At 42.8% G+C, this 26,539-nt stretch carries 20 protein-coding genes; 8 read left to right on the top strand and 12 right to left on the bottom strand.

Annotated elements, in window-relative coordinates; all coding sequences use genetic code 11:
• Positions 1-572 precede the first annotated feature (572 nt).
• Positions 573-1,685 carry a porin OmpA gene (gene ompA, locus AAC854_RS04835; protein ID WP_273547255.1) on the top strand — a complete coding sequence of 371 codons (1,113 nt, stop codon included), beginning with the start codon at positions 573-575 and terminating at the stop codon, positions 1,683-1,685.
• A gap of 108 nt (positions 1,686-1,793) precedes the next feature.
• On the opposite strand, the gene matP is transcribed toward ompA, so the two are convergent.
• Complete coding sequence (gene matP, locus AAC854_RS04830) at positions 1,794-2,243, bottom strand: macrodomain Ter protein MatP (RefSeq protein ID WP_273547254.1); 450 nt, start codon at positions 2,241-2,243, stop codon at positions 1,794-1,796.
• 204 nt (positions 2,244-2,447) lie between these two features.
• Between matP and AAC854_RS04825 the strand changes: the two genes are divergently transcribed.
• Both AAC854_RS04825 and fabA read left to right on the top strand, forming a co-directional pair.
• Positions 2,448-4,178, top strand: coding sequence for a Lon protease family protein (locus AAC854_RS04825; protein ID WP_273547253.1), 1,731 nt, complete (start codon positions 2,448-2,450; stop codon positions 4,176-4,178).
• Between the two features lie 86 nt (positions 4,179-4,264).
• Positions 4,265-4,783, top strand: a complete 519-nt coding sequence (fabA, locus tag AAC854_RS04820; protein ID WP_047962491.1) for a bifunctional 3-hydroxydecanoyl-ACP dehydratase/trans-2-decenoyl-ACP isomerase — start codon at positions 4,265-4,267, stop codon at positions 4,781-4,783.
• Positions 4,784-4,881: 98 nt separating this feature from the next.
• Here fabA and rmf read toward each other — a convergent pair whose 3' ends face one another.
• From rmf to rlmKL, 6 genes are all read right to left on the bottom strand, one after another.
• Positions 4,882-5,040 carry a ribosome modulation factor gene (gene rmf, locus AAC854_RS04815; RefSeq protein WP_072061398.1) on the bottom strand — a complete coding sequence of 53 codons (159 nt, stop codon included), beginning with the start codon at positions 5,038-5,040 and terminating at the stop codon, positions 4,882-4,884.
• 142 nt (positions 5,041-5,182) lie between these two features.
• Positions 5,183-5,821, bottom strand: a complete 639-nt coding sequence (gene pqiC, locus AAC854_RS04810) for a membrane integrity-associated transporter subunit PqiC (RefSeq protein ID WP_340616109.1) — start codon at positions 5,819-5,821, stop codon at positions 5,183-5,185.
• Complete coding sequence (pqiB, locus tag AAC854_RS04805; RefSeq protein WP_340616111.1) at positions 5,821-7,485, bottom strand: intermembrane transport protein PqiB; 1,665 nt, start codon at positions 7,483-7,485, stop codon at positions 5,821-5,823. The genes pqiC and pqiB overlap by 1 nt, the downstream gene beginning before the upstream one ends.
• Positions 7,472-8,686 carry a membrane integrity-associated transporter subunit PqiA gene (gene pqiA / locus AAC854_RS04800; RefSeq protein WP_422824047.1) on the bottom strand — a complete coding sequence of 405 codons (1,215 nt, stop codon included), beginning with the start codon at positions 8,684-8,686 and terminating at the stop codon, positions 7,472-7,474. Before pqiA ends, pqiB begins: the two co-directional genes overlap by 14 nt.
• A 103-nt stretch (positions 8,687-8,789) precedes the next feature.
• Positions 8,790-10,700 (bottom strand): ABC transporter ATP-binding protein, encoded by a 1,911-nt coding sequence (locus AAC854_RS04795; RefSeq protein ID WP_340616107.1) that lies wholly within the window; start codon positions 10,698-10,700, stop codon positions 8,790-8,792.
• 4 nt (positions 10,701-10,704) lie between these two features.
• A complete protein-coding gene (rlmKL, locus tag AAC854_RS04790; protein ID WP_047962496.1) occupies positions 10,705-12,822 on the bottom strand; it encodes a bifunctional 23S rRNA (guanine(2069)-N(7))-methyltransferase RlmK/23S rRNA (guanine(2445)-N(2))-methyltransferase RlmL in 2,118 nt (705 codons plus the stop codon).
• Between the two features lie 118 nt (positions 12,823-12,940).
• Between rlmKL and AAC854_RS04785 the strand changes: the two genes are divergently transcribed.
• Positions 12,941-14,053 carry a YcbX family protein gene (locus AAC854_RS04785; RefSeq protein ID WP_340616106.1) on the top strand — a complete coding sequence of 371 codons (1,113 nt, stop codon included), beginning with the start codon at positions 12,941-12,943 and terminating at the stop codon, positions 14,051-14,053.
• A gap of 218 nt (positions 14,054-14,271) precedes the next feature.
• Here the strand turns inward: AAC854_RS04785 and AAC854_RS04780 are convergent, their stop codons facing one another.
• The 3 genes from AAC854_RS04780 to pepN all read right to left on the bottom strand — a co-directional run bounded on the left by AAC854_RS04780 (position 14,272) and on the right by pepN (position 18,974).
• Complete coding sequence (locus AAC854_RS04780) at positions 14,272-14,823, bottom strand: cell division protein ZapC (RefSeq protein ID WP_340616105.1); 552 nt, start codon at positions 14,821-14,823, stop codon at positions 14,272-14,274.
• Between the two features lie 158 nt (positions 14,824-14,981).
• Complete coding sequence (gene pyrD / locus AAC854_RS04775) at positions 14,982-15,992, bottom strand: quinone-dependent dihydroorotate dehydrogenase (protein ID WP_340616104.1); 1,011 nt, start codon at positions 15,990-15,992, stop codon at positions 14,982-14,984.
• Between the two features lie 363 nt (positions 15,993-16,355).
• Positions 16,356-18,974, bottom strand: a complete 2,619-nt coding sequence (pepN, locus tag AAC854_RS04770; RefSeq protein WP_340616103.1) for an aminopeptidase N — start codon at positions 18,972-18,974, stop codon at positions 16,356-16,358.
• Positions 18,975-19,375: 401 nt separating this feature from the next.
• Between pepN and pncB the strand changes: the two genes are divergently transcribed.
• From pncB to AAC854_RS04750, 4 genes are all read left to right on the top strand, one after another.
• Positions 19,376-20,590, top strand: coding sequence for a nicotinate phosphoribosyltransferase (gene pncB / locus AAC854_RS04765; RefSeq protein ID WP_340616102.1), 1,215 nt, complete (start codon positions 19,376-19,378; stop codon positions 20,588-20,590).
• Positions 20,591-20,798: 208 nt separating this feature from the next.
• A complete protein-coding gene (gene asnS / locus AAC854_RS04760; protein ID WP_340616101.1) occupies positions 20,799-22,199 on the top strand; it encodes an asparagine--tRNA ligase in 1,401 nt (466 codons plus the stop codon).
• Between the two features lie 307 nt (positions 22,200-22,506).
• Entirely contained in the window at positions 22,507-23,643 is a 1,137-nt protein-coding gene (locus tag AAC854_RS04755; protein WP_340616100.1) for a porin, read from the top strand.
• Between the two features lie 242 nt (positions 23,644-23,885).
• Positions 23,886-25,076, top strand: coding sequence for an amino acid aminotransferase (locus tag AAC854_RS04750; RefSeq protein WP_340616099.1), 1,191 nt, complete (start codon positions 23,886-23,888; stop codon positions 25,074-25,076).
• Positions 25,077-25,163: 87 nt separating this feature from the next.
• Here the strand turns inward: AAC854_RS04750 and AAC854_RS04745 are convergent, their stop codons facing one another.
• Together AAC854_RS04745 and mepK are read right to left on the bottom strand one after the other, a co-directional pair.
• Positions 25,164-25,796 carry an MBL fold metallo-hydrolase gene (locus AAC854_RS04745; protein ID WP_340616098.1) on the bottom strand — a complete coding sequence of 211 codons (633 nt, stop codon included), beginning with the start codon at positions 25,794-25,796 and terminating at the stop codon, positions 25,164-25,166.
• A gap of 45 nt (positions 25,797-25,841) precedes the next feature.
• Entirely contained in the window at positions 25,842-26,390 is a 549-nt protein-coding gene (gene mepK / locus AAC854_RS04740) for a peptidoglycan L,D-endopeptidase MepK (protein ID WP_047962506.1), read from the bottom strand.
• Positions 26,391-26,539 lie beyond the last annotated feature (149 nt).

Raw genomic sequence — 26,539 nt, 5'->3', positions numbered from 1 at the left:
TTTTCATGGGTGAAAAAGTTACCTGACTGGCAGGATCAAGCAACAGGGAAATGCGGATCAAGCGATAAACATCACATTTTTGTGTCAATGGGGGACTGGTGAAGGGTTACGCGCAAAGAGGCACTGCGCTTGGTTTTATTATGCGGCCACAAAATTTAACTCATCAATTGGTTTCACCATCAAATAGATTACATATTCACTCTATTTACTATCACTAACAAAATTTAGGATTTATCCCAATATTTTTTATAAAAAATAAGCTACTAATTGATAATCAACCCTCTTTACAATAAAAATCAACATATTGATAAGGTCAATATTGTAAATGTTTGTCAGAAATATTTTTTATTTGTATAGCGCTAATTAAAAATTTTGTGTCACTAGTCACAGTGCACTTGTAACTTTTTAAGTTCGTTGTAGACTTTACACAGTTTAGGTTTGTGCTTACTACTCTTATATTTCAGGAAACATCTTCTGACAGGAGCACAGTTACCTAATCGAACATTTTAACCAATGGCTAATAATAAGGCTTTTAAGGCCAATTGCCTATTTGGATGATAACGAGGCGTAAAATGAAAAAGACAGCTATCGCAGTAGCAGTGGCAGTGGCAGCTTTCGCAACTGCTGCTCAAGCAGCTCCAAAGGATAATACCTGGTATACCGGTGCTAAGCTGGGTTGGTCTCAATACCATGATGTAAATTTCTACGGTAATGGCTATGATAATCGAATTGGCAACGGCCCAACTCGCAAAAGCCAACTAGGCACAGGTGCCTATGTCGGTTATCAGGCAAATCCATATCTGGGCTTTGAACTGGGTTATGATTGGTTAGGTCGCATGACTTATAAAGGCAGCGTTGATAACGGTGCTTTCCGTGCTCAAGGTGTTCAACTGACAACAAAATTGAGCTACCCAGTGATGGACAATCTTGATGTCTATACACGCCTGGGTGGTATGGTGTGGCGTGCAGACTCTTCTGCAACTTATGACGCCAATGCTGCATCTCCTAAACAAGTAAATAAGAAAGACCATGACACGGGTGTTTCTCCTTTGGCTGCGATTGGTGTTGAATACGCATTGACCAAAAATCTGGCAACCCGTCTGGATTACCAATGGGTTAATAACATCGGTGATGCAACTACCGTTGGTGCACGTCCAGATAACGGCCTGCTGAGCGTTGGCATTTCTTACCGCTTCGGTCAAGATGAAGCTGTCGCTCCGGTTGTTGCTCCAGCAGCTCCGGCTCCAGTCGTCCCAGCACCAATTGTTGAAAACAAGAGCTTTACTCTGCGCTCTGACGTTCTGTTCAACTTCAACAAATCAACGCTGAAAGAAGAAGGTAAACAAGAGCTGGATAACCTCTACAACCAACTGGCTCAAATCGACCCAAATCAGGGGAACGTTGTAGTAATTGGTTATACTGATCGCATCGGTAGCCAGAATTACAACCTGCCATTGTCTCAAAAACGCGCTCAATCTGTTGTAGATTATCTGGTTGCTAAAGGCATCCCAGCAAACAGCATTCAGGCAGAAGGCCGCGGTAAAGAAAGCCCTGTCACTGGCTCTACCTGTGACAACATCAAAGTTCGCGCTAAACTTATCGACTGTCTGGCGCCAGATCGCCGTGTAATTATCAATATTCAGGGCACTAAAGAAGTTGTTACTCAACCAAAAGTAGCACAGTAATCTTGTTCTGATAGATTGATCAACAAAACCCCATTTCAGATGGGGTTTTGTTTTTTCTGCCCATCTTTTCTTTTCTATACGTAGATTGAGTTTGTGAGTAAGTTGAGACTATTTTCTCAATATAGCTTCTAAATCCTGCTTCAAATTCGACATCTGGTGCGCATACTTTTCTCTATATTCAGCGTCTTCCAGCAACTGTATTATCATTTCCGATAAAGTATTACCCCGACGTCGAGAGAGAGCAGAAAGTCGCTGCCAAACATGGAAATCCAGATCGATGGATTTTTTACGTGAGTGTTGGTGTTCTGCATTAAAATGACGTTTACGCCGTGCCCGAATTGTTTGTTTCATCCGGTTAGATAAATCCGAATTCATGTGCAGCGAGATCCATTCCAACACCTTAATTGGTTCACGTTCCAGCTTCATCAATTCATTGACCGCATCCTGCGCTGCACTTTTTTCAATATATTTAGTAACCTGTTCACCTTCACGGTGTTTTTTTGCCAAATATGCCCATTTCCAGCCACATTCCAGATTTTCCAATTGTTGATATTTCATTTCATCTCTCAGTGACAGCGTAACTTAAATTAAGCATAGCAATTATTTCTTTGAATTGCTCATAGCAACACAAAATATTGGCTTATTTTACAAGCAATAAATGTGTTAGCTCAAATGTCGTTTCTTTTAAGATTCTGGCATGTTGGTTCATTGTCTAATCTTGTATAATAAATGTTTCCTTTTTCACTATATGTAGCTACCACTTTGACGAATATAAAACTAGACTGGCAAGCATTACAGCCAAACAATACGCCTTATCAAGCACTCTTTAATTCTGTCGCTGAACTGTCCCCCATCACAATGGATGAGGTTCAGCCCAGACTGCACAGTGGGTTAACTCTTTTTTGTCAGGCTAATCTGCGCCAACCTTTTATGCTGCTAAAGGCGGAAGAGAGTGATGCTTATCTGTCTCTTTTATCTCATACGATTTCCTCTTTACTACCGAAAGATCGTCCAAGTATCGGTGGCTATTATCAAATAGAACACCAAACCCTTACTTGGCATGCATCCGGGGAAGGTATGTTTGCTCCGACTGAGCGAGTTACTTATCGTGAGTGGATTGAACCAGAGCAATTATTTGGCAATATCTATACACATCAAGGTGTAATTCAATTGCAGCCCGGGCTTATCCATCAAGTAAATGGTGGTATTCTGATTTTGCCTCTTCGGACTCTGCTTTCTCAACCATTAATGTGGGTTCGTCTCAAACAGATGATTACCCAACGCCGATTTGACTGGCTGTCACAAGATGAAAACCGCTCCCTTCCCTTTCCTGTACCATCAATGGAATTGAATCTGCGTCTGGTTTTAGTGGGAGACAGATTAAGTCTTGAAGAACTACAATCCATTGAACCCGAACTGGCAAACAGTGCACTGTATGGTGAATTTGAGCCGGATATCCTCTTTCACGAAGAAGATGATCTGGCTGTGTGGTGCCGTCATGTTAATGGCGTCATTCAACAACAGGAGCTGCCTCCACTGAGTGCAGATGCCTGGCCTGAACTGATCAAACAAGCGACCCGCCATACAGAAGATCAACTCTGTCTGCCTCTGGATATTCAGTGGTTGCAACAAAAATTGGAATCAGCAGCCAACTACCAGCAAGAAAACCAGATCACCGGGCATTCTCTGCAACAGGCAGAAGAGAATCGTGCCTGGCGTCATGGCTATTTATCCGAACGTTGTATGGATGAAATGTTGAAAGGCCAAGTCTTGATTCGCACACAGGGTTCAGTTATCGGTCAAATTAACGGCCTTTCAGTAATCGAATATCCGGGGCATCCTGATCCAATAGGAGAACCTTCCCGTATCAGTTGCGTTGCTCATTTAGGGGATGGTGAATTTATTGATGTGGAACGTAAAGTAGAATTAGGCGGCAATATTCATGCAAAAGGCATGATGATTATGCAGGCTTACTTAATTTCTGAATTGAAGTTGGATCAACCACAACCATTCTCTGCTTCCATTGTATTCGAGCAATCCTACGGCGAAGTAGATGGTGACAGCGCATCACTGGCTGAATTATGTGCCCTGATCAGTGCGTTATCACAACAGCCTATCGATCAGCAAATTGCGGTTACAGGTGCGGTAGACCAATTTGGTTACGTACAACCAATTGGTGGAGTCAATGAGAAAATTGAAGGATTTTTCCGCATATGCCACTACCGTGAACTCAACGGCTCTCAAGGCGTTATTATTCCAACAACCAATGTGCAACACTTGTGCCTAAGTCAGGATGTCGTTGATGCGGTAAAAAATGGGCAGTTTCATATCTGGGCTGTCGAGCATGTCTCTGAGGCCGCATCACTACTAACGGGTATTCCTTATTACGATCCACAAAAAGAACATTTGTTAGCTATGATATATGAACGTATTGCACAGGCTAATAATCAAGAGCGACCTCGGTTACCTTGGTTTCTACGTTGGTTAGGTTAGTTCTGCCATTATCTGATCGGAGTTGTTCGGCGTACAAGTGTACGCTATTCTCTAGCCCTACATGATTAGTAAGGCTATCTGAGAATATGTTTAAACAACAAGAATCCTACACAAAAGAAGAACTTCAAGCCTCTGGACAAGGTAAATTGTTTGGTGAGAATGGGCCGCCACTGCCTTCTGGCAATATGTTGATGATGGATCGCATCATTAAAATGACAGAAAATGGCGGTACTTACGATAAAGGGTATGTCGAGGCTGAGTTCGATATCAACCCTGAGCTATGGTTTTTCGACTGCCATTTTGTCAATGATCCCGTGATGCCGGGCTGCCTTGGCCTTGATGCAATGTGGCAGCTTGTTGGCTTTTTCCTGGGCTGGGTCGGTGGAGAAGGTAAAGGCCGCGCGCTTGGTGTGGGTGAAGTGAAATTCACAGGGCAGATATTACCGACAGCAAAAAAAGTAACTTATCGCATTAATTTCAAGCGAGTCATTAACCGCAAGTTAATTATGGGACTGGCTGATGGTGAAGTCTTGGTAGATGGTAAACTGATTTATACTGCGACTGATTTGAAAGTAGGTTTGTTCAAAGATACCAGCGCCTTTTAATGATCCCGCTTTGGTGACTGACCTTTTTCTCCGATGCTGAACACCTCCGCCATTGCGGAGGTGAATTTTTCATTTAATATCAATAGATTTATTTGCTATTAAACGTGATCTTCCTTCGCCTGACGCCATCCCCCCAACCAATACGAACGAGCATCCAATGAATGATAAGGACAATTCTCCCGCGGTCGTCCCAAAATGCCAGCTTGATAGCCTCTGGAAAGCGCTCTTGCTAAACGGTCTCTTTTTTGTCTTTTCATGCCTTATTTCCTCATTTGTTACCATGAAGATGAAACGTCGATCGTTTTTTATTCAATTGGTGCTAGTGATACCTTTATATAAAATGAATAGCAAGCAAAGATATTCATAGAATTGTCATAATAAAACATTTGCACTACTCAGTTAGCGTTGAGAAGCTATCTGCTTGGCAATGGATTTAGTCAACTGGTTGTAACCTTTTGCTAATGTAAGCACTAATTCAGAATAACCATCTTTTTCCTGTTTCAATTCGAGACTGAACGGTCGTTTAGTTACATTATCCGGGTTAGACAATATCCAGTATCCTTCAATCAATACCCGCCCATCATATCGCCCATGAAAAGCAGTTATTGTGATATCTAACGCATCTGCATCTTTTTCCAGCTCTTGTCCAGAAACCAAACGATGTGGGAATGCCGCACTCAGTTCAGAAAGCAGAATTTGCTTTAACTGCTGCTGTAATGGGCTGGCCCACAAATGGTTTGATGCGTTGATATAGCTGACCTCTCCGGTTTGATACGCAATTCCGGGTGCAGCAAGGTAGTCAGAAAGATTAACGTCTTTTATCCATAGTTGCCGTTCATGCTTAGCTCCCAGCTTATTCTCCTGTGATGCTAAGTTTCCCGAAGAGGCTGACTTTTCCGATGATGAATCAGCTAAAACCGGCAATTGGTAATACGTTTTTTGTGGCTGACTGCCGCTGCATCCTGAAATAAACAGACTTCCAACAACAAAAACACTGACAGAGATAAAAAATGCCAATTTTGGAATCAATTTTTTCATTACTTAGGTGCCTTTTTAGGTTCAGGATCTTTTATCGCTTCCGCTTCAAATACCAACGCATTGCTCTTATTATTCAGTGTCTTCAAGACAGGCTGTAATTCACGCATTACTTGATCCAGCCGCTGCATATTGTCAACCAACTTGTTATAAGCCGGAGAACCGGGCTGAATGCCCTGCATACTACGATTTAACTCATGCAACGTATTTTGGATATCTTTAGGAAGCCCCTGAGCTTCTTGACTCGCAAGAATGCGATTTAATTCATCCATTGTCTTTTGCGCAGTTTTAATAGTTTTCTGGCTTTCTTCGAATGTTCGCGTTGCCTGAATAAATACCGGTTCAATCGGCATGTTATTGATCTTATCCAGCGCCGTAATAACTTTTTGTTGAATTTGTGCCAGACCACCACTTACTGTAGGCAGAATGTCATAACCAGCAACTTTATGTGGATTTTCCCAGACTTTTTCATCAGGATAAAAATTCAGGTCAATAAACAGCGCCCCTGTCAATAAGTTGCCCGATTTCAAGGAAGCTCTCAAACCTCGTTCAATAATTTCTTTCAGTTCCTTGTCTGTATCGAACCCATCTCCCAGCTCTTTTTTGAAACGCCCCGGCTCTATGTGAATCAATATAGGAATTCGAAAATCACTATCAACACGCTGTTTGATACTCTCGGTATAAAAAGGAACTTTTACTACTGTTCCCACTCGGATACCACGAAACTCAACAGGCGCTCCCGACTGTAAACCACGCACTGAGTCAGAGAAAAATAATAAAAAGCCTTTATGTTCTGTATAAAGTGAGTTTTGGATATTTTTCTCATTGTCATAAAGTTTAAAGACTTCCTTTTCTTTGACAGGATTGCCCAATCCCCACCCCTCCGGCACATCAAAACTGACACCACCGCCAAACAGCGTTGATAATGAGGCAACGTCAACCCGTATACCTTGTGACGACATATCAAATGCTACGCCGCTGTCTTTCCAAAACCTGACATTGGTTGTCAATAAACCGTCATAAGGTGCATTAACAAAAATTTGGTAGCGAACTAACCGAGATATTGGATCAAAAGTACCAGCTTCAACTGAGCCTACACGATATCCCCTAAATAACACCGGATCACCGGGAGAGAGCCGCCCTGCTTTTTCACTTGTCAGTATAATACGAATCCCTTTTGCATCAGGGGAAGCAAGTGGCGGTGAATCAAGCAGTGAGAATTTTTTTTCCTCACCGCTTTGTGTGCCAGGTTGTAATTCAATAAATACACCTGACAGCAAAGTACTCAGGCCAGAAACACCTTCACGCCCAATCTGAGGTTTTACAACCCAAAATGCAGTATCTTTGTGTAAAAGCCGCTCCATACCATCATTCAAGCGAGCTTTAATGATCACCTGCCCCAAATTATCGCTTAATGAAACTTTTTCGACGACACCAACGTCCACACTGCGGCTTTTAATTTTCGTTTTTCCCGCCTCAATGCCTTCTGCGTTAGATGTAATCAATATCACTTCAGGCCCTTGATGGCTGAAATGGTAAAACAGTATCCAGGCGCCGATAAGCACAGTGATAATTGGTACTATCCATACAGGTGACCAACTCTTGAGTTTGCTGATTCTGGCCTGAGCCTGATCTTCTTCTTTATCCGTCACCTTACGACTCCTCATTGTCATGTAAAGCAAATTTACTATTGGCTTTATCCCAAGTTAAACGTGGATCGAATGTCATTGACGCAAACATCGTCAGGATAACAACCAGAGCAAACAGCACTGCCCCTGTAGCAGGATAGATACTCATTAACTGCCCCATGCGAACCAGCGCCGATAATACGGCAATAACGAACACATCAATCATGGACCAACGACCAACAAATTCCACCATTTCATAAATAAAGTGCATTGTTTCAGAATCATGGCTACTTTGGCTTTTTGCATCCCAGCATAGCCAACTAATGGCCAGCATTTTCAATAAAGGCACCATGATGCTGGCAATAAAAATGACTAGCGCAACAGGATAAGAACCCGAACTCCAAAGTAAAATAATCCCTTCCAGAATGTTGGAGTTGATGTGGCTTCCCAATGCCTGAGTCACCATAATTGGCAGAACATTCGCCGGAATATAAAGTATGACTGATGTAATCAGTAACGCCATTGTGTACTGAAGGCTATGGTGGCGACGGGCATGCCCTTTTGTGTGGCAACGCGGGCATTCGGATTGCTGGGCAGGTAAAATGGCGGTACAACATTGACACAGTCTGATCCCTTGCACCAGACCAGGTTTCCCAGCCTGTAAAGGTTGGCAAATTGCAGGAGCTGGTTCTATTTCATTCCAAAACCAATGCCTGTCAAGGCATTGAAAAGCCCTGACCTGAAACAGGCAAAAAAGGCAATAGGGCAGGAAACTCAAACCGATATTAACTTCACCATATGCCATGAGCTTAACAAAGCTCACCAGCACTCCCGCAAGGAAAATTTCTGCCATGCACCATGTTTTCATCTTAAACAGGATACGTGCCAGTTCTATTTTTAAACGTCGCGCCATCTTAACGTGTTGGCATAAGAGAATAATGGCAACCATGCAGAATGCCGGCACAAGCTGAACAAAGATCAGGAAAAACACGGCCATGCTTGAATAGTCTTCACTATACATTACCTTGGGGATCTGAGTCAGTGTGATTTCACTGACAATCCCCGCGACACTCATGCTGACAAAAGGAAACAGGCATGCAAGAAAGAGCATCATCAATGCACTTATTGCATAACCTGTTGGCTGATTGCGTGGCTCTTTCCACTTTGCTGTCAGCAAAGTACTACATCGAGGGCAAACCGCTTTTCTTCCTTGTTCCAAATCAGGCACAGCCACCAGCATGTCACACTGGGGACAAAGAACCAGCTTGTCATGCTGATGGTTATTGGAACACAAAGCATTTCTCCTTTAGCAAAGCCTACATGGTTTTTTTATGCAGCAGCTATCATCCATTTTGCATCATTTCTAATTCCTGCCAACGATCAAAAGCTTTTTCCAATTCTTGTTCTTTATTTGCCAATTCATTCAGAACATTTTGTGTAATTTCGTGTGATTGGTTGAAGAACTCAGTGTCACTGACCTGAGATTGCAATTTCTCTATTTCTTCTTCTAACTTTTCCAATAATGATGGTAGTTGTTCTAATTCACGCCGTAAATGGTAGCTTAACTTATTGTTGGCCTTTTTCGGGGTATCTTTCGGTTTTACAACCTTAGTTTCAACACTGACCTTTTTCTCTGCGATCTGGCGCAAGGAAATACGCTGCTCTCGTTGTTGTTGAGCATCGTAATAACCTCCCACATAATTGCTGATTTCACCGTCACCTTCAAAAATCCAGCATTCAGTGACTGAATTATCAACAAATTGACGATCATGGCTTACCAGAATCACAGTTCCGGTATAACCATCAACCATTTCTTCGAGTAGTTCCAATGTTTCAACATCAAGGTCATTGGTTGGTTCATCAAGAATAAGTAAGTTGCTTGGTTTCAGGAATAGACGCGCCAACAACAGACGGTTGCGTTCACCGCCGGAAAGTGCCCGTACAGGTGTCATGGCTCGTTTGGGATGGAAAAGGAAATCCTGTAAATAACCCAGTACATGGCGGGAGCGCCCGTTAACCATCACTTCCTGTTTTCCTTCAGCGAGGTTATCCATAACGGTTTTATCAGGGTCCAACGCTGTACGATGCTGATCAAAATAAGCGACTTCAAGTTTTGTACCGCAATGAATGCGCCCACTGTCTGCTGACAAATTGCCTAACATCATTTTCAATAGCGTGGTTTTACCACAGCCGTTTGGCCCCACTAACGCAATCTTGTCGCCACGTTGAACCTGAGCCGAGAAATTTTTAACTAATGTTTTATCACCAATCTGGTAATTTACATTTTCCATTTCAAACACGATCTTACCGGAACGTGTTGCTTCCTCGACCTGCATTTTCGCCGCGCCCATAACATTGCGGCGTTCAGAATGCTCTACACGCAACGCTTTCAATGCTCTTACGCGGCCTTCATTACGGGTACGTCGTGCTTTAATACCCTGGCGGATCCAAACTTCTTCCTGCGCCAGTTTTTTGTCAAATTCGGCATTTTGCAATTCTTCAACCCGCAATGCCTCTTCTTTGCCTTCAAGATACTTATCGTAATTTCCTGGCCATGATGTCAATTTTCCACGATCCAGATCGATAATGCGTGTCGCCATATTGCGAATGAATGACCGATCATGGGAAATGAAAACAAGACTTCCGTTGAAATCTTTCAGGAAATTCTCCAACCATTCGATCGTGTCAATATCAAGGTGGTTGGTCGGTTCATCCAGAAATAACACTCTTGGCGCACAAACCAGCGCCCTGCCCAATGCCGCCTTGCGCAGCCAACCACCGGACAGTGAAGATAATTTCGCGTCTGCGGGTAAGGACAATTGTTTCAATACATCGCTAATCCGGCTATCCAGTGACCAAAGACCCTGAATGTCCAGCACTTCCTGTAATTCTGCAAGGCGATTGAGGTTCTTTTCACTCGGATCGGTTTCCACCAAGCGCGAAGTATGGTGGAACGCTTTAATATATTCGGCCTGCTCTTTTACCCCTTCGGCAACAAAATCAAATACCGTGCCTTCTACATCGCGGGGAGGATCTTGCTGTAAGCGAGCGACAATCAAATCCTGCTCATAAATAACCAACCCGTCATCCAAAGGTTGCTCTTTTGCCAGCACGCGTAACAGTGTCGATTTTCCCGCGCCATTACGCCCGACCAGACACACCCTTTCATTTTCTTCTATATGCAGTTCAGCATTATCCAACAACGGTGCATCACTAAAAGACAACCAGGCACCGGATAAACTAATCAATGACATAATATTATTTTTCCTCGCCAGCGTGGCGTAGCAACCAGCAATTATGAATCTGACGGTTACGGGCAAAATCCTGAGATAACGTTTTTTCTGTTATTTCTTCTGCAACCAACCCTAATTTTTCCAATTCAGCAAAATCCATTTTGAAGCCCCGTTTATTATTGGAAAACATCAAAGTCCCACCCCGACGTAACAGGCGTTTTAATTGCTGCATTAATGTAATGTGATCACGCTGAACATCAAAAGTGTCTTCCATTCGTTTAGAGTTGGAGAATGTTGGAGGGTCAATAAAGATCAAATCGAATTGTTCACGCGTTTGTGCCAACCATCCCAAACAATCAGCCTGAATTAAACGATGCTGACGTCCGGCTAAGCCATTTGCCTGTAAATTTTTCTCTGCCCATTCAAGATAAGTACGGGACATATCTACGGTGGTTGTCGAACGAGCTCCGCCCAATCCTGCGTGAACCGTCGCCGAACCGGTATAAGCAAATAAATTGAGGAAATCTTTATCTTGGCTCATTTCCCCTAATTTTCGGCGGGCAATGCGGTGATCAAGGAATAAGCCCGTATCCAGATAATCGGTCAAATTAACCCAGAATTTCGCCCCATATTCATTAACCAAAAAGAATTCTTTCTTTTCGGCCATCTTTTCATATTGGCTACTGCCTTTCTGACGTTGACGAGTTTTCAGGATCAGTTGGCTGGATGACAAACCAAGTACATTCATTGTTGCACTGATAACATCAAATAAACGTTGGCGTGCTTTATTCGCATCCACAGATTTCGGGGGCGCATACTCCTGAACAATAACTTTATCCGCATAGCGATCAACTGCAACATTGTATTCCGGTAAATCTGCATCATATAACCGATAGCAATCAATACCTTGCTGTTTGGCCCATTTACTGAGTTTTTTCTCATTTTTACGCAAACGGTTTGCGTAATCCTCAGCAATACCAACATCCAAAGACTGTGGTTTATCCGACAATTGATAATTCTTCTGGATACAATCCAGCGGGCCATTTTTCGCCTTGAACTCTCGTTCTGCACGTAATTGCAAGCAGCTCAACAGTTCTGGCGAAGCACTGAATAATGATAAGCGCCAGCCGGGGAAGCGGCTTTTCATTACGCGGCCAAACACACTATGCAGTGCAATCAACGCAGGCTCACTTTCAAGGCGTTCACCATAAGGCGGGTTGCTCAGTACCGTTCCCGTAACCCCTTCCGGCAATGGATTTTCCAGCTTGCTGGCATCCCCCTGTTGGAACTGGATCAGTTGGGATACTCCTGCCCTGCGCGCATTTGAACGAGCCATATCCATGACACGGCGATCAATATCTGTTCCGAAAAAGCGGGAAGTGGTTTCCTGTAACCCTTTACGGAAACGTACTTGTGCTTCTGTGGTCACTTCACGCCAGATAGTTTCATCGAATTTCAGCCATGAGGTGAATCCCCAATATTTGCGATGTAAACCTGGTGCACAATCTGCCGCCAGCATAGCGGCTTCTATTAACAATGTGCCTGAACCACACATTGGATCAATCATTGGCGTTCCTACATTCCAGCCAGAACGCAAAATAATTGCTGCCGCAAGATTTTCTTTCAGTGGCGCTTGCCCTGCCAGATCACGATAACCACGGATATGCAAACTGTCTCCACTGAGATCAAGTGAAACTGTCGCTTTTTCTTTATTCAAGAAGACATTGACACGGACATCAGGTTGTTGTTTTGCAACATCAGGACGCTGCTTTATTTTACGTACAAAACTGTCAACAATGGCATCTTTGACTTTCAATGCGCCATATTGTGTATTTCTGATTTCTTCATTCGTGCCGCTGAAATGCACGGAAAAAGTGCTATCGACCGAGAAAATTTCACTCCAGTCAATGGATTGGACACCAAGGTACAGATCTAAGTCACTATAAACCTTGAACTCATTAAGTGGCATCATGATACGAGATGCCAGCCTGCTCCACAGCAGGCTTTTATACATCACCCGATCATCACCCTGAAAATGAACCCCGCCTTGGGCAATCTTGCAGGATTGCGCTCCCAGCATTTCCAGTTCGTTTTTTAACAGTTCTTCCAGTCCACGTGCCGTGCTGGCAAAGAGAGCGTTCATTTTATTAATCACCACAAAAGTTCAATACAAAAAATTGTGGCACATTATAGCCAATACCGACGACATGTCATAAAGTTGCTTATTCAATTAAAAAATAAAAATGCTCTGGAGATAATGGATGATAACTTTGTCGCGCCTCTATACTTATCCCGTCAAGTCTATGCGTGGATTGCAACTTTCACATTCCCTCGTCAATGAAAGTGGCCTTACGTTTGATCGCAACTTTATGATAACCACAACAGACGGTACTTTTATTACTGGCCGCCAATATCCACAACTGTTGCTGTTTACGCCAACGATGCTCCATAACGGTCTCTATCTACAGGCGCCAAACGGAGAAAGTGCAACTGTACTTTATACTGATTTTAAAGAAGAGCGTTTACCCACCGAAGTCTGGGGGACTCATTTTACTGCTTTAGTTGCCCCGGATCTGATAAACACTTGGTTAAGTGGTTTTTTTGATACCCCTGTGCAACTCCGCTGGCTAAGTGAGGAACTCACCCGAAGAGTCAAGAAATTCCCGGATATTTCTTTATCATTCGCGGATGGCTACCCCTATTTAATGATCAATGAAGCCTCTTTTCATGCTTTACAACAACGCTGTCCCGCAAGTATTAAAATAGAGCAGTTTCGTGCCAATATAATTGTCACAGGTGCTGCGCCCTTTGAAGAAGATAGCTGGAAAGTTATCCAAATTGGCGATGTTATTTTCGACCTTCCCAAACCGTGCAGCCGTTGTATTTTGACAACGGTCAGCCCTGAAAAAGGTCGTAAAAATCCTCAAGGTGAGCCACTGGCAACATTACAGTCTTTTAGAACTGCCAAAGAAAATGGAGCTGTCGATTTTGGGCAGAATGCCATTGCCCGTAATAGTGGCATTATTCGCGTTGGCGATCATGTCACTATTTTGGAAAAGAAAACCCCACGTGAATATGGCGGTGGTGAGCAAGCGAATGATTTAAATATACAGAAAATTGCTGAGCAATCTATTTCTATTGAATTCAATGGGCAGCGTTTTATTGGAAACAATCAACAAATAATTCTAGAGCAGCTCGAAAATCAAGGTATTAGAGTTCCTTATTCCTGTCGTGCCGGTATTTGTGGTTCCTGTAAACTATCCCTGCTTGAAGGGGATGTACAGCCATTAAAATCAACATCCGTCAAAGACAATGGAAAAATTCTGGCATGTAGTTGTATTCCCAAAAGTGATTTAGTGATTGAATTAAACTAATCATTAATAATATGTAGTGATAATATCTAGGTCAGGCAGTATGAATAAAATCTTCTGTCTGACTTTTTATCCCTATCCTGCTAATTTTAGTTATATTTTTATTTTAAAACTTCAAATGGTAAAATTTTCCGGAAGCAAACTCATTCAGGTAAATGACGTTATAAATAGACCTGATAAGGTATGATTAATTGAGTTATACATTCAACAACTGAATGAAATTAAATCGCCCTGTCATATACCGACACCTGAGTTGATTCAATATAAGGTAGCAAGCGATCGTTCATTACCTTAATAGCATCACAAAAACTCATCACACGATCATTCAGTTCCAATTTTTGCTGTGCTAATAGGCATAAACTCGCATTGTCACCAACTTCCACCACCATAAAGAGTGCTTCAGTGCCACAGTCCTGTAAACGAAGTTGAACAATTTCACCATGTTCAGGTTTTTCCACTAAAGAAAAATGGGAGAAATGCCAGCTTCTGGGCATTTGTGGTTTCATAAAGCGGAATGCGACCACGCCATTCAGGGCTAATTCCGTTCTGAGCGCTGGGGCAATATTAATACGACGCGAATGTTCTTCGAAAGCATAATAAAATGCAGCATCGTCGACAGAGAAAGACATTTCTTTCATTGTCATCGCATAGTCGGTCAACATTTTGGCAGGGAAATGAGAACGAAAAACCATGCCATTAGCAAGATCGAGCATGACACGACTATGTTCATGATCGAAATACCAGCGCCACTGATCATCAGGTCTAATTTTCATTGATTACCCTTTATACTCACAATAGCTTTTTTGGTTAAAAATAAACATCACTACTGAAATGAAAATTCAAAAGAAATAATAAGGATTTAAGCTGTTAGACAAAATATAGACGAGTTGGGGGAAGAAATAAACCCCCAACCCCGAATTGCGGCAAATATTCAGATATGGTTAACTATATCTTTGATGAGTTTTGGCCCTTTATAGATAAAACCAGAATATATTTGAATCAACGAAGCACCCGCTTCCATTTTTTCTCTGGCAGCAACAAGCGAATCAATTCCACCAACACCAATAATCGGTATTTCACCTTTTAATTCTTGAGAAAGACGTCGAATAATCTCTGTACTACGTAATTGAACAGGACGACCGCTTAATCCGCCAGCCTGCTGACAGTGGTTCAATCCTTCAATGATCTTTCTATCCAAAGTCGTATTAGTTGCAATAACACCATCAATCTGATGACGCATTAAACTATCAGCGATTTTAATTAATTCCTCTTCTGAAAGATCTGGAGAAATTTTTACAGCAACAGGCACATATTTTTGGAACTTCTGTTGAAGCTCTCCTTGCTTATTTTTAATCGCAGATAAGAGATCGTCCAGCGCTTCCCCATATTGCAAGGTTCTCAGGCCGGGGGTATTGGGAGAAGAAATGTTGATAGTGATATAACCTGCATACGGATAAACCTTATCCATGCAAATTAAATAATCGTCTTTTCCATTCTCTACTGGAGTATCTTTATTTTTGCCAATATTGATCCCGATAATTCCGTCGTATTTTGCTTGTTTAACATTCTCAACCAGATTATCCACACCAAGGTTATTAAACCCCATCCGATTGATGATCCCTTCTGCTTCAACTACACGAAATAATCTTGGTTTATCATTTCCCGCTTGTGGGCGTGGAGTCACGGTGCCAATTTCAACAAAGCCGAAGCCCATTGCACCAAAGGAATCAATGCAATCACCATTTTTATCAAGACCAGCAGCGAGACCTAATGGATTTTTGAACGACAGCCCCATACAAGTAACGGGCTTAGTAGCAACTGATTGGCGAATAAGGAATTCGAAAGGAGTACCGGTGACACGCTTGAGCTGACGGAAAGTAAGCTCATGTGCTTGTTCAGGATCAAGCTGGAACAATGCCTTCCGTACCAGAGAATAACACATTTAGATTAACCTATTGTTTTTTATACAGGAATTGTCAATTATATATTTTGGGTTATGCACAATCCCATACATATATGATTGCTGCTTTATCATGACTGGCAAAGACCGCTAATTTACCATTATCTGCATAAACAAAAAAGCCTTCTCTTTATTGGCAAAAGCCTATCATTCCTTCTCTTTTATCTGAGTCAATTATTTTGGTGGAATGGTTTTAGAGAAATTGCCTTACAGAATTATTTGGGCTTATTGGAATGAAATTTTCTATACACTCAATATTCCGGAATTGCCCGACGATTGATATGGGAGATATTGGAGAAGTTCAGGTCAATATCCTCCGGCTATCACCGGAGGATATATCACATATTAACTTTCAAGTGCCTTGGTAATTTTTTCGAACAAATCACCAGACAAGTTTTCCAATCCTTTCAACTGTTCCAGTGCCGCACGCATCAGGACCTGACGTTTCTCATCGTAACGTTTCAGACGAATCAATGGATTAATCAAACTTGATGCTACTTGAGGGTTTCGGCTGTTCAGATCAGTCAACACTTCCACCAGGAACTGATAACCACTGCCATCTTCAGCATGGAAAGCCACAGGATTACTGGTAAAGAATGTTCTCAACAGTGAATAAACACGGTTTGGATTACTCAAACTGAAAGAACGATGCTTCATCAAGCCACGTACTTTATCAAGCGCATCAAAGGCTGGGTTGGTTGCTTGCAGCCTGAACCATTTATCCATGACCAAACCATTCTGATGCCAACGTTGATCAAATTCATCCATTAATTGATAACTGCAAGGCAATTCAGCAGATACTGCCGCAGACAGGGCAGCAATACTGTCAGTCATGTTATCAGCCTGATAATATTGTGCAGCCACTAATTTATCAGCCAGCTCTTTGTTATCAATAAAGGCCAAATAGTAGAGGCAGGTATTACGTAAATCACGTTTCGCAATATCCTGATGATCCACGCGGTATGCACCTGTACGGAGGCTGTGATAAACCGCCGTAAATTCATCTGCCATTTCATTAGCCAACACCTTCGTCATAGCACCAATGACATTATGGATGGCTTTAGGATCGACAATCGTAAACAGTTCTGCTATTTCATTTTCAGACGGCAAAGTCAGGATCAATGCAGCCAATGCCGGATCAATCTCTTTATCCAGCAATACAGCACGGAAAGCGTCAATGACATGCATTGGCAATTCCAGCGCCTGAGATTTTTGCTTCCGGGCAACATTCAGCTTCACATAATTGGCTAGCAATGCCTGTGCCGCATCCCAACGAGAGAATTCGTTACGTGCATATTTCATCAAAAATGAAAGCTGCTCATCGCTATATGGATAATCCAATTTTACTGGTGCAGAGAATTCACGCAGTAAAGAAGGAACAGGACGTGATGGAACATCATCAAATATAAATGCTTGTTCTGCATGAATGACATTCAGAACATGATGCACAGGCTGACCATCACGGCGCAGCGGAATTACCCTTCCGTGTTCATCATAAAGCTCAATGTCCAGAGGAATGTGCAGTGGCAATTTTTCTTTCTGATCCAGCGTTGGTGGTGTCATTTGACTGACGTGCAAAACATATTGCTGTTTTTCTGCATCGTATTCATCGCGGACAGTCAGCACAGGTGTCCCGGATTGGCTATACCAGCGGCGGAAGAGTGTCAAATCAACGTTTGACGCATCTTCCATTGCCTGAACAAAATCATCACAGGTTGCAGCGCTACCATCATGACGGTGGATATAAAGCTGCATACCCGCCTGAAATTGTTCTTCACCCAACAAAGTGTGGATCATCCGAATCACTTCCGAACCTTTTTCATAGACGGTCAACGTATAGAAGTTATTCATTTCCATCACCTGATCGGGACGGATAGGATGAGCCATTGGGCTGGCATCTTCAGCAAACTGCGCAGCACGCATAACACGCACGTTATTGATACGGTTAACCGAACGAGAGCCCAAGTCAGAACTGAACTCCTGATCACGGAATACGGTCAGCCCTTCTTTCAGGCTTAACTGGAACCAGTCACGGCATGTAATGCGGTTTCCTGTCCAGTTATGGAAATATTCATGTCCAATGACGGCTTCAATGGCAAGGTAATCTTTGTCAGTCGCGGTTTCCGTTTTTGCCAGAACATATTTGGAGTTGAAGATGTTCAACCCCTTGTTCTCCATCGCACCCATATTGAAGAAATCAACGGCAACGATCATATAGATATCAAGGTCGTACTCCAAACCAAAGCGGGTTTCATCCCACTTCATCGAATTTTTCAGCGATGTCATGGCCCAGTCAGCACGATCTAAATTACCCCGGTCGACAAACAATTCCAGTGCAACTTCACGGCCACTACGGGTTACAAATGTGTCCCGCAGGACATCAAAATCACCTGCCACCAGCGCAAATAGATAAGCCGGTTTTGGGAATGGGTCCTGCCATTTCACCCAATGGCGACCATCATCCAATTCTCCCTGTTCAATGCGGTTACCATTGGAAAGCAAGAAGGGGTATTTGGCTTTATCTGCTGTAATACGAGTAGTAAAGCAAGCCAGAACATCTGGACGATCCAAATAATAAGTGATGTGACGGAATCCTTCGGCCTCACATTGGGTGCACAAGGCATCTCCGGAGACATATAAGCCTTCAAGTGCTGTATTTGCCAATGGGCTAATTTCATTCACAATCTTCAAGGTAAACTGGGTTGGTAGCTGCTCAATCAATAGCTTACCATCCTGTTCCTGATAATGTTCCCACGCTTTATCATCTATGTAGATACTTTTTAACGTGAGGTTTTCTCCATCCAGAATCAATGGAGTAATATCATTAGCCAGACGTTTTACCTGATTGATTGCCGTTACCGTGGTTTTATCTGTATTCAACTCAAAATCGAGATCAATATCGGTAATTGTATAATCTGGTTTTCTGTAATCCAGACGGTGTTTTACGAGTCGCTGTTGTGTCATAGGGAACCTTTTCCATTATTTTTAACAGGCATATTTGATAACATCTGCATAACTTTAGCTACAAGGCGCCTGGCATATTGTGTTTCCATAGAAACTTTCCAATCGCTAACGCTGCCATAGAGAAACCATCCTTTCAATCAATAAGTCTCTTTTTCTGAATGTTAATAACTTATTAAATAAAGGTATAAATGATGTAGTCAGCATATTAGTACTTTCGTGCGAATTGTCATCTCATATCTCATTTAACATGATATTATCTATAAATGGATTAACCTTAATCTTTAGATTCGGGAAAATATATGCAGCTACATAGCTTCATTAACCCAATAATCACGGTATACTCTCCCGACTTTATCGATTTAGCAGACACGAATATGCTCCGCGAGGATGCCTGACGCGCCATGACTTTAGACGCTACCCCGATTATCAAATCACTGCTTGATACAGATGCTTATAAATTTCATATGCAGCAAGCAGTGTACCACCATTACAACAATATTCCTGTTGTTGCAGAATTTCGTTGCCGTGGTGATGAGCTGCTCGGAGAATACGCCGAGGCGTTACGCCATCAAATTAACATGATGGCTGATTTAAGATTAACAGAACGCGAATTCGATTATCTCTCTCGTCTCCCGTTCTTTAAAGAGGATTACCTGAACTGGTTCAAGACATTCCGCCTTAACCCTAAACAAGTAGACGTTTCTGTTACCCATAAAGGGCAATTGGCTATCCGCATTTCCGGCCCATGGCACGAAGTTATCCTGTGGGAAGTGCCTTTACTTGCCCTCATCAGCGAATTAGTTCATCGCCATCGCTCACCTGAAATAAAACCAGAAGATGCGGTTATTCAGCTCAGAAAACTAATTGAGCTGTTCCACAAAGATGCGAAAGAAGAAAATATTGATCTGTCCGGCTTTAAGTTAATGGATTTTGGCACCCGTCGCCGTTTTTCACACGAAGTACAGTATGCCATTATCAATGAGCTGAAAAATAGCTTCCCTTATTTAACCGGAACCAGTAACTATCAACTGGCAGAGCAGCTTGATCTTCCTCCGCTTGGTACACAGGCTCATGAATGGTTTCAGGCTCATCAGCAGATTAGCCCTGAACTGGCTAATAGTCAGCGAGCTGCGCTACAAACATGGCTGAATGAATATCCAAATCAGTTAGGTATCGCTCTGACAGATTGTATCACTATGGATGCTTTCCTGCGGGACTTTGACAAACCCTTGGCGACAGCTTACCAAGGCCTGCGTCATGATTCCGGTGATCCTATTGAATGGGGTGAAAAAGCCATAGCACACTACCAGTCATTAGGTATCGAGCCAATGACGAAAACACTGGTATTCTCTGACAGTCTGGATTTGCAAAAAGCATTAGCGCTATATCACCATTTCCATAAGAGAATCAATGTCATTTTCGGTATTGGCACACGGCTGACCTGCAATATTCCAGGTGTAAAACCACTGAATATTGTTATCAAGCTCGTTGAATGTAATGGCAAACCGGTAGCGAAACTCTCCGATAGCCCCGGAAAAACGATCTGTGAAGATGATGAATTTGTCGATCGGTTACGCCGGGCGTTCGACATTCCTTATATAGAAAAAGCAGTATAATCTGGTTGATTGTCCCTTGCGTAACCGGCTCCATGCTGGTTACGCAAGTAAAAAGCAGCTTTTTCCCTTATTTCCTCGCTAAGACCCGAAATTTCTTCTTGTTTCCTGAGAGATGACAAGTAAGATAGCAGATCTGCCCCTGAAGATGGGGCATTTATGGTAAATCTATCTAGTTATCTAATTCACTAATAAAAGAAGAGAGAAATTTATGAGCGTAGCGCCTGTAGTCGATGTACTGCAAGGCCGTGTTCCGGTTGACAGCGAAGTCACCGTTCGCGGTTGGATACGTACAAGGAGAGATTCTAAAGCTGGTATCTCGTTCCTCGCCGTCTATGACGGTTCCTGCTTTAATCCATTACAGGCTGTCGTTAATAATAATTTACCTAATTATCAGGATGAAGTGCTGCATTTAACCACAGGCTGTTCTGTAGAAGTGACTGGGACAGTGGTTGAATCTCAGGGTAAAGGTCAATCTTTTGAATTGCAGGCAACTAAAGTTGTTGTCGTTGGCATGGTTGATGACCCTGATACCTATCCAATGGCGGCCAAACGCCACAGTATCGAATACCTGCGTGAAGTTGCCCATCTCCGTCCACGCACTAATTTGATCGGCGCAGTTGCTCGTGTTCGTCATACACTGGCACAAGCCCTGCACCGCTTTTTCCATGAAAAAGGCTACTTCTGGGTATCATCTCCGCTGATCACCGCATCAGATACTGAAGGTGCTGGCGAGATGTTCCGCGTTTCCACGTTAGATCTGCAAAACCTGCCACGTACAGATAAAGGCGAAGTGGATTTCAGCCAGGATTTCTTCGGGAGCGAAGCTTTCCTGACCGTATCTGGTCAGTTAAACGGTGAAGCTTATGCTTGCGCACTGAGCAAAGTTTATACTTTTGGACCAACTTTCCGCGCAGAAAATTCCAATACCAGCCGCCACTTGGCAGAATTCTGGATGGTTGAACCCGAAGTGGCGTTTGCCGATCTGAATGATATCGCCAAACTTTCCGAAGATATGCTGAAATATGTTTTCAGAGCTGCTCTGGAAGAACGTGCTGATGATTTGGCTTTCTTTGCAGAACGTGTTGATAGCGAAGTTATTACTCGTCTGGAGAAATTTGTCGATTCAGACTTCGTTCAATTGGATTACACCGATGCAATAGAAATTCTGGAAAATTGCGGCCAGAAATTTGAAAACCCTGTTTTCTGGGGCGTGGATTTGGCATCAGAGCATGAGCGCTATTTAGCAGAGAAACACTTCGAAGCGCCAGTGATCATGAAAAACTATCCAAAAGACATTAAATCCTTCTATATGCGCCTGAACGAAGATGGTAAAACCGTTGCAGCGATGGATGTGTTAGCTCCTGGCATTGGTGAAATCATCGGTGGTTCTCAGCGTGAAGAACGTCTGGATATGCTGGATCAGCGTATGGAAGAAATGGGGCTGAATAAAGAAGATTACTGGTGGTATCGTGATCTGCGCCGTTATGGCACCGTTCCTCATGCTGGTTTCGGTTTGGGCTTCGAACGTTTGGTCGCTTATGTGACTGGAGTATCCAACGTTCGTGACGTTATTCCATTCCCACGGACACCGAGAAACGCAAGTTTCTAATGAATCAGCTCAATAAACGAGCACAATTCAATCCTCTGAAAAGCCAGCGAAAGTTGGCTTTTTTTATTTTATGGTAAAAAGCACACAAAAAAAGTTCCCTGCTATTTACATTTTGAAACACCTATTTGCACTTTGTTACCGATTTTGCGCTTTTGTAGCATTTTGAGGGTAGATAAAATTCATTACCAATGGAACACTGGTCGCCGACTAATAAGACACTCGATACCCACAAATAGTTCCAAAAATTTTTAGTGTTCTATTTCTGGCAGTGGCAGGTGTCTGCATAACACCAATGAGGGTAATAATAATGAAGCGCAATATTCTTGCAGTGGTAATCCCAGCTCTGCTGGTTGCTGGTACAGCAAACGCAGCTGAAATCTTTAACAAAGACGGCAACAAACTGGATCTGTACGGTAAAGTAGACGTTCGTCATCAGTTCGCTGACAAGAGAAGTGGCGAAGATGGCGACGATTCTTATGCTCGTATCGGCATCAAAGGTGAAACTCAGATTTCTGACCAACTGACTGGTTTCGGTCGCTGGGAATACAACCTGAACGCTAGCGGCACAGAAGCTAACAGTAACCAAGCAACTAAAACCCGTCTGGCGTTCGCTGGTTTGAAATTCGCTAATTACGGTTCACTGGATTACGGCCGTAACTACGGTGTGAACTATGATGTCAACGCATGGACTGACGTACTGCCAATCTTTGGTGGTGACTCCATGTCTCATACTGACAACTACATGACTGGCCGTTCTACTGGTCTGTTGACTTACCGCAACACTGACTTCTTCGGTCTGGTTGATGGCCTGAACTTTGCCCTGCAATACCAAGGTCAAAACAGCGGAGAGCGCACTAAAAATAAAGCAGGCCGCACTGAAAAGACAGCAAATGGTGATGGCTACGGTTTGTCTACCACTTATAACGTAGGTTACGGTATTACTGTTGGTGGTTCTTACGCCAATTCTAATCGTGGAAACGATGATTGGCAAAATGCTAATGCTCACGGCAAACGTGCTGAAGCATGGAACATCGGTGCTAAATACGATGCTAACAACGTATACCTGGCTGCAATGTACGGTGAAACCCGTAACATGACCCCAGGTAAAGGTGGTCATGAATACCGTGGCGTAGTGAAAGAGTTTGACGGTATCGCTAATAAAACTCAAAATATCGAACTGACTGCACAATATCTGTTCTCTGATTTAGGCCTGAAACCATCCCTGGCTTACGTTCAATCCAAAGGTAAGGATCTGAAACGTAACGACGGTGCCAAAGGTTTCAACGCAGATCTGGTTAAATACGTTTCTGTAGGTACTTACTACTACTTTAACAAAAACCTGTCTACCTACGTTGATTACAAAATCAACCTGTTAGACAAAAACGAAGGCGGCGATACAAACGCTCGTAACGTATTCGGTGTTGGTCTGACTTATCAGTTCTAATCACTGTTGATGAATTATTTAGCGAAACGCTAATCGATTTATCTCAGAAAAAGCAGCGCTCCGGCGCTGCTTTTTACGTTTTATTTCCCTGTTTTTATTATCTTTTTTCTTCACTCCGTAAACTACTTCACAAGATTTTATTCTTTTTGCTACAAGTGGTTGGCAAATAGGTTCCTTAAGGTTACCCTGAGCAGCGTATAACTTACTTTGGGCTTAACTCTCCGAGACTTGGAATCAAAAAAATGTTTGAAAAAATCACAGCAGCGCCTGCCGACCCTATTCTTGGTTTAGCCGATAGCTTTAAAGCAGATCCACGTGAAAACAAAATCAATTTAGGTATCGGCGTCTACAAAGACGAAACCGGTAAAACCCCTGTTCTGACCACCGTTAAAAAAGCAGAAAAATTCCTGCTGGAAAACGAAACCACCAAAAATTATCTGGCAATTAGCGGGTTACCTGAATTTGGTCGTGTCACTCAGGAACTGCTATTCGGTAAAACCAGCCCTATCGTAACCGACAAACGCGCCCGTACTGTACAAAGCCCAGGCGGAACTGGCGCACTGCGCACTGCCGCTGACTTTATTGCTAAACAAACCAATGCAAAGCGTGTTTGGATCAGCAACCCTACATGGCCAAACCATAAAGGTGTTTTCTCCAGTGCTGGTTTAGAAATTCGCGAATACAACTATTACAATGCAGAAAAACATGCTTTGGATTTCGAAGGCATGCTGGCAAATCTGTCTGAAGCACAAGCCGGTGATGTTGTTTTGCTGCACGGTTGCTGCCATAACCCAACTGGTATTGATCCGACTGCTGAACAATGGCAAAAACTGGCGGATTTATCTGCTGCAAATGGTTGGTTGCCGGTGTTTGACTTCGCGTATCAAGGTTTTGCTAAAGGATTGGATGAAGATGCAGAAGGTCTGCGTATCTTTACCAAAAACCACAATGAACTGATCGTTGCCAGCTCTTATTCCAAAAACTTTGGCCTGTACAATGAGCGTGTTGGTGCCTGCACCATCGTTGCAGCAGATAGCGATACCGCAGAAAAAGCATTCAGCCAAGCAAAATCCATTGTTCGCACCAACTACTCTAACCCACCGGCACACGGTGCTTCCGTTGTTACGACAATTTTGTCTAATGATGATCTGAAAGCAGAATGGGTTCAGGAATTGGCAACAATGCGCGAGCGCATTCAGCGTATGCGTCAACTATTTGTAAACACCTTACAAGAAAAAGGTGCGAAACGAGATTTCAGCTTCATTATCGCTCAAAACGGCATGTTTTCATTCAGCGGCTTGACTAAAGAACAAGTTGATCGTCTGCGTGAAGAATATGGTGTTTATGCGGTTAGCTCTGGTCGTATCAATGTAGCGGGTTTGACACTGGAGAACATGGTTCCTCTGTGTGAAGCTATTGTTGCAGTGCTCTAATTTATACCTAACTAGCTGATATCTATTCCAAAAAAGCCGCTAAAAAAAGCGGCTTTTATATCTACGCGATGCTTTGCACATTTCCAATTAATCTTGCAAGAATGGATTGGTTTTCCGTTCGTGTCCTAAAGTTGACATCGACCCATGACCGGGAATGAACTGGTAATCATCGCCTAACGGCAGTACTTTTTCTTTAATAGATTGAATCAGTTCATCATAATTTCCACCCGGGAAATCAGTACGACCAATACTCCCTTTAAACAGCACATCTCCCATTGAGATTAATTTATCCGCGTGATTAGCAAGGATGATATGCCCTGGTGTATGCCCCGGACAATGCAAAACGGATAATTCAACATTGCCAACTTGCAATGTATCCCCTTCATCTAACCAACGATCAGGCGTGAAAGATGGACATGGCTCAACACCAAACATTTGGCACTGAATTTCCAACCCTTCTATCCAAAAAGCATCCCCTTTATGTGGCCCATAAACAGGTACATCAAAACGGTTGGCAACTTCAACGGTAGCACCAACATGATCGTAATGACCATGTGTCAGCAAAATTTGTGTGAGTTTCAGTTCACGACGTTCTATTTCGGCGATAAGTTGCTCGGCATTGCCGCCCGGATCAACAATCGCTGCTTCCTGAGTTTCTTCACACCAAAGCAATGTACAATTCTGCATCGCCATCGTGACGGGGATAATGTGGTATTTCATTATATTGTTTAGCTCCACAATCAAGACTCATTTTTAGTAATAAGATTACCACGTCCTGACCGGGCCTGTATCAATATGAATAAAATTACTTTTTGGATAAAACCCAACTCCCCCTGCCCGCATTTTCAGTGCCGCTTTACGAATATGCGCTAATTGAACACCATCAATATGGAAATCCATTGCCTGCCCGCGCGTATGATAACTATGTTTTGCGACCCCAGCACTAGCTTGGCGCAGTATATTATTTGTCGTCAATGAACGGTAACCAGAAACGAGTTGAACAGATTTATTTGTTCCCATCAGCATCTGTAATAAATAAATTTGATCAAACAATTTCGGATCAATAGTTTTGATCTTATTCTGACGGAAATCCCGGAATAAATAATTCAAACGAGCTAATTCCGATTTGTTATAACGGCGACCATCAAAGAATTCAGCTTTGAGTGTTTCTCCCGTATGCAGATTATCAAAGCGTAAAATTCGGGGACGCGGCGTCGTCAATGCGGCCAAAGCAGGTTGAGGTAATAAACCCAACCCTAGCGCGGCCACGCTTACGCCGAGCCACTTTCGGCGATCGTGGTCAATATCATTCATGGATAAAATGCCCTGCTATTCTATGATGTATTAATAATATCTAAACTACATTAATAGGTGAGTTTAACCAATTAATGAGACATCAACAAATAAAAAGTAGTTTCAATTATTTTTGTATATTACTGTAAATTTACCAGCCTATAATTGTG

The sequence above is a fragment of the Xenorhabdus entomophaga genome, assembly GCF_037996725.1.
GTDB lineage: Bacteria > Pseudomonadota > Gammaproteobacteria > Enterobacterales > Enterobacteriaceae > Xenorhabdus > Xenorhabdus khoisanae.
Note: the sequence above shows the minus strand (reverse complement) of the source record. Positions and strands in the feature narration are given on the sequence as shown.

Bases quoted from the DNA above. Each gene is read 5' to 3' on its own strand.
- pncB (WP_340616102.1), top strand. From the start codon at position 19,376: ATGACTTTAGACGCTACCCCGATTATCAAATCACTGCTTGATACAGAT.
- matP (WP_273547254.1), bottom strand. From the start codon at position 2,243: ATGAAATATCAACAATTGGAAAATCTGGAATGTGGCTGGAAATGGGCA.
- pqiC (WP_340616109.1), bottom strand. From the start codon at position 5,821: ATGAAAAAATTGATTCCAAAATTGGCATTTTTTATCTCTGTCAGTGTT.
- mepK (WP_047962506.1), bottom strand. From the start codon at position 26,390: ATGAATGATATTGACCACGATCGCCGAAAGTGGCTCGGCGTAAGCGTG.
- fabA (WP_047962491.1), top strand. From the start codon at position 4,265: ATGTTTAAACAACAAGAATCCTACACAAAAGAAGAACTTCAAGCCTCT.
- pqiA (WP_422824047.1), bottom strand. From the start codon at position 8,686: ATGCTGGTGGCTGTGCCTGATTTGGAACAAGGAAGAAAAGCGGTTTGC.
- AAC854_RS04785 (WP_340616106.1), top strand. From the start codon at position 12,941: ATGATAACTTTGTCGCGCCTCTATACTTATCCCGTCAAGTCTATGCGT.
- AAC854_RS04755 (WP_340616100.1), top strand. From the start codon at position 22,507: ATGAAGCGCAATATTCTTGCAGTGGTAATCCCAGCTCTGCTGGTTGCT.
- ompA (WP_273547255.1), top strand. From the start codon at position 573: ATGAAAAAGACAGCTATCGCAGTAGCAGTGGCAGTGGCAGCTTTCGCA.
- AAC854_RS04745 (WP_340616098.1), bottom strand. From the start codon at position 25,796: ATGAAATACCACATTATCCCCGTCACGATGGCGATGCAGAATTGTACA.
- rlmKL (WP_047962496.1), bottom strand. From the start codon at position 12,822: ATGAACGCTCTCTTTGCCAGCACGGCACGTGGACTGGAAGAACTGTTA.
- pyrD (WP_340616104.1), bottom strand. From the start codon at position 15,992: ATGTGTTATTCTCTGGTACGGAAGGCATTGTTCCAGCTTGATCCTGAA.
- pepN (WP_340616103.1), bottom strand. From the start codon at position 18,974: ATGACACAACAGCGACTCGTAAAACACCGTCTGGATTACAGAAAACCA.
- rmf (WP_072061398.1), bottom strand. From the start codon at position 5,040: ATGAAAAGACAAAAAAGAGACCGTTTAGCAAGAGCGCTTTCCAGAGGC.
- AAC854_RS04795 (WP_340616107.1), bottom strand. From the start codon at position 10,700: ATGTCATTGATTAGTTTATCCGGTGCCTGGTTGTCTTTTAGTGATGCA.
- asnS (WP_340616101.1), top strand. From the start codon at position 20,799: ATGAGCGTAGCGCCTGTAGTCGATGTACTGCAAGGCCGTGTTCCGGTT.
- AAC854_RS04750 (WP_340616099.1), top strand. From the start codon at position 23,886: ATGTTTGAAAAAATCACAGCAGCGCCTGCCGACCCTATTCTTGGTTTA.
- AAC854_RS04780 (WP_340616105.1), bottom strand. From the start codon at position 14,823: ATGAAAATTAGACCTGATGATCAGTGGCGCTGGTATTTCGATCATGAA.
- pqiB (WP_340616111.1), bottom strand. From the start codon at position 7,485: ATGAGGAGTCGTAAGGTGACGGATAAAGAAGAAGATCAGGCTCAGGCC.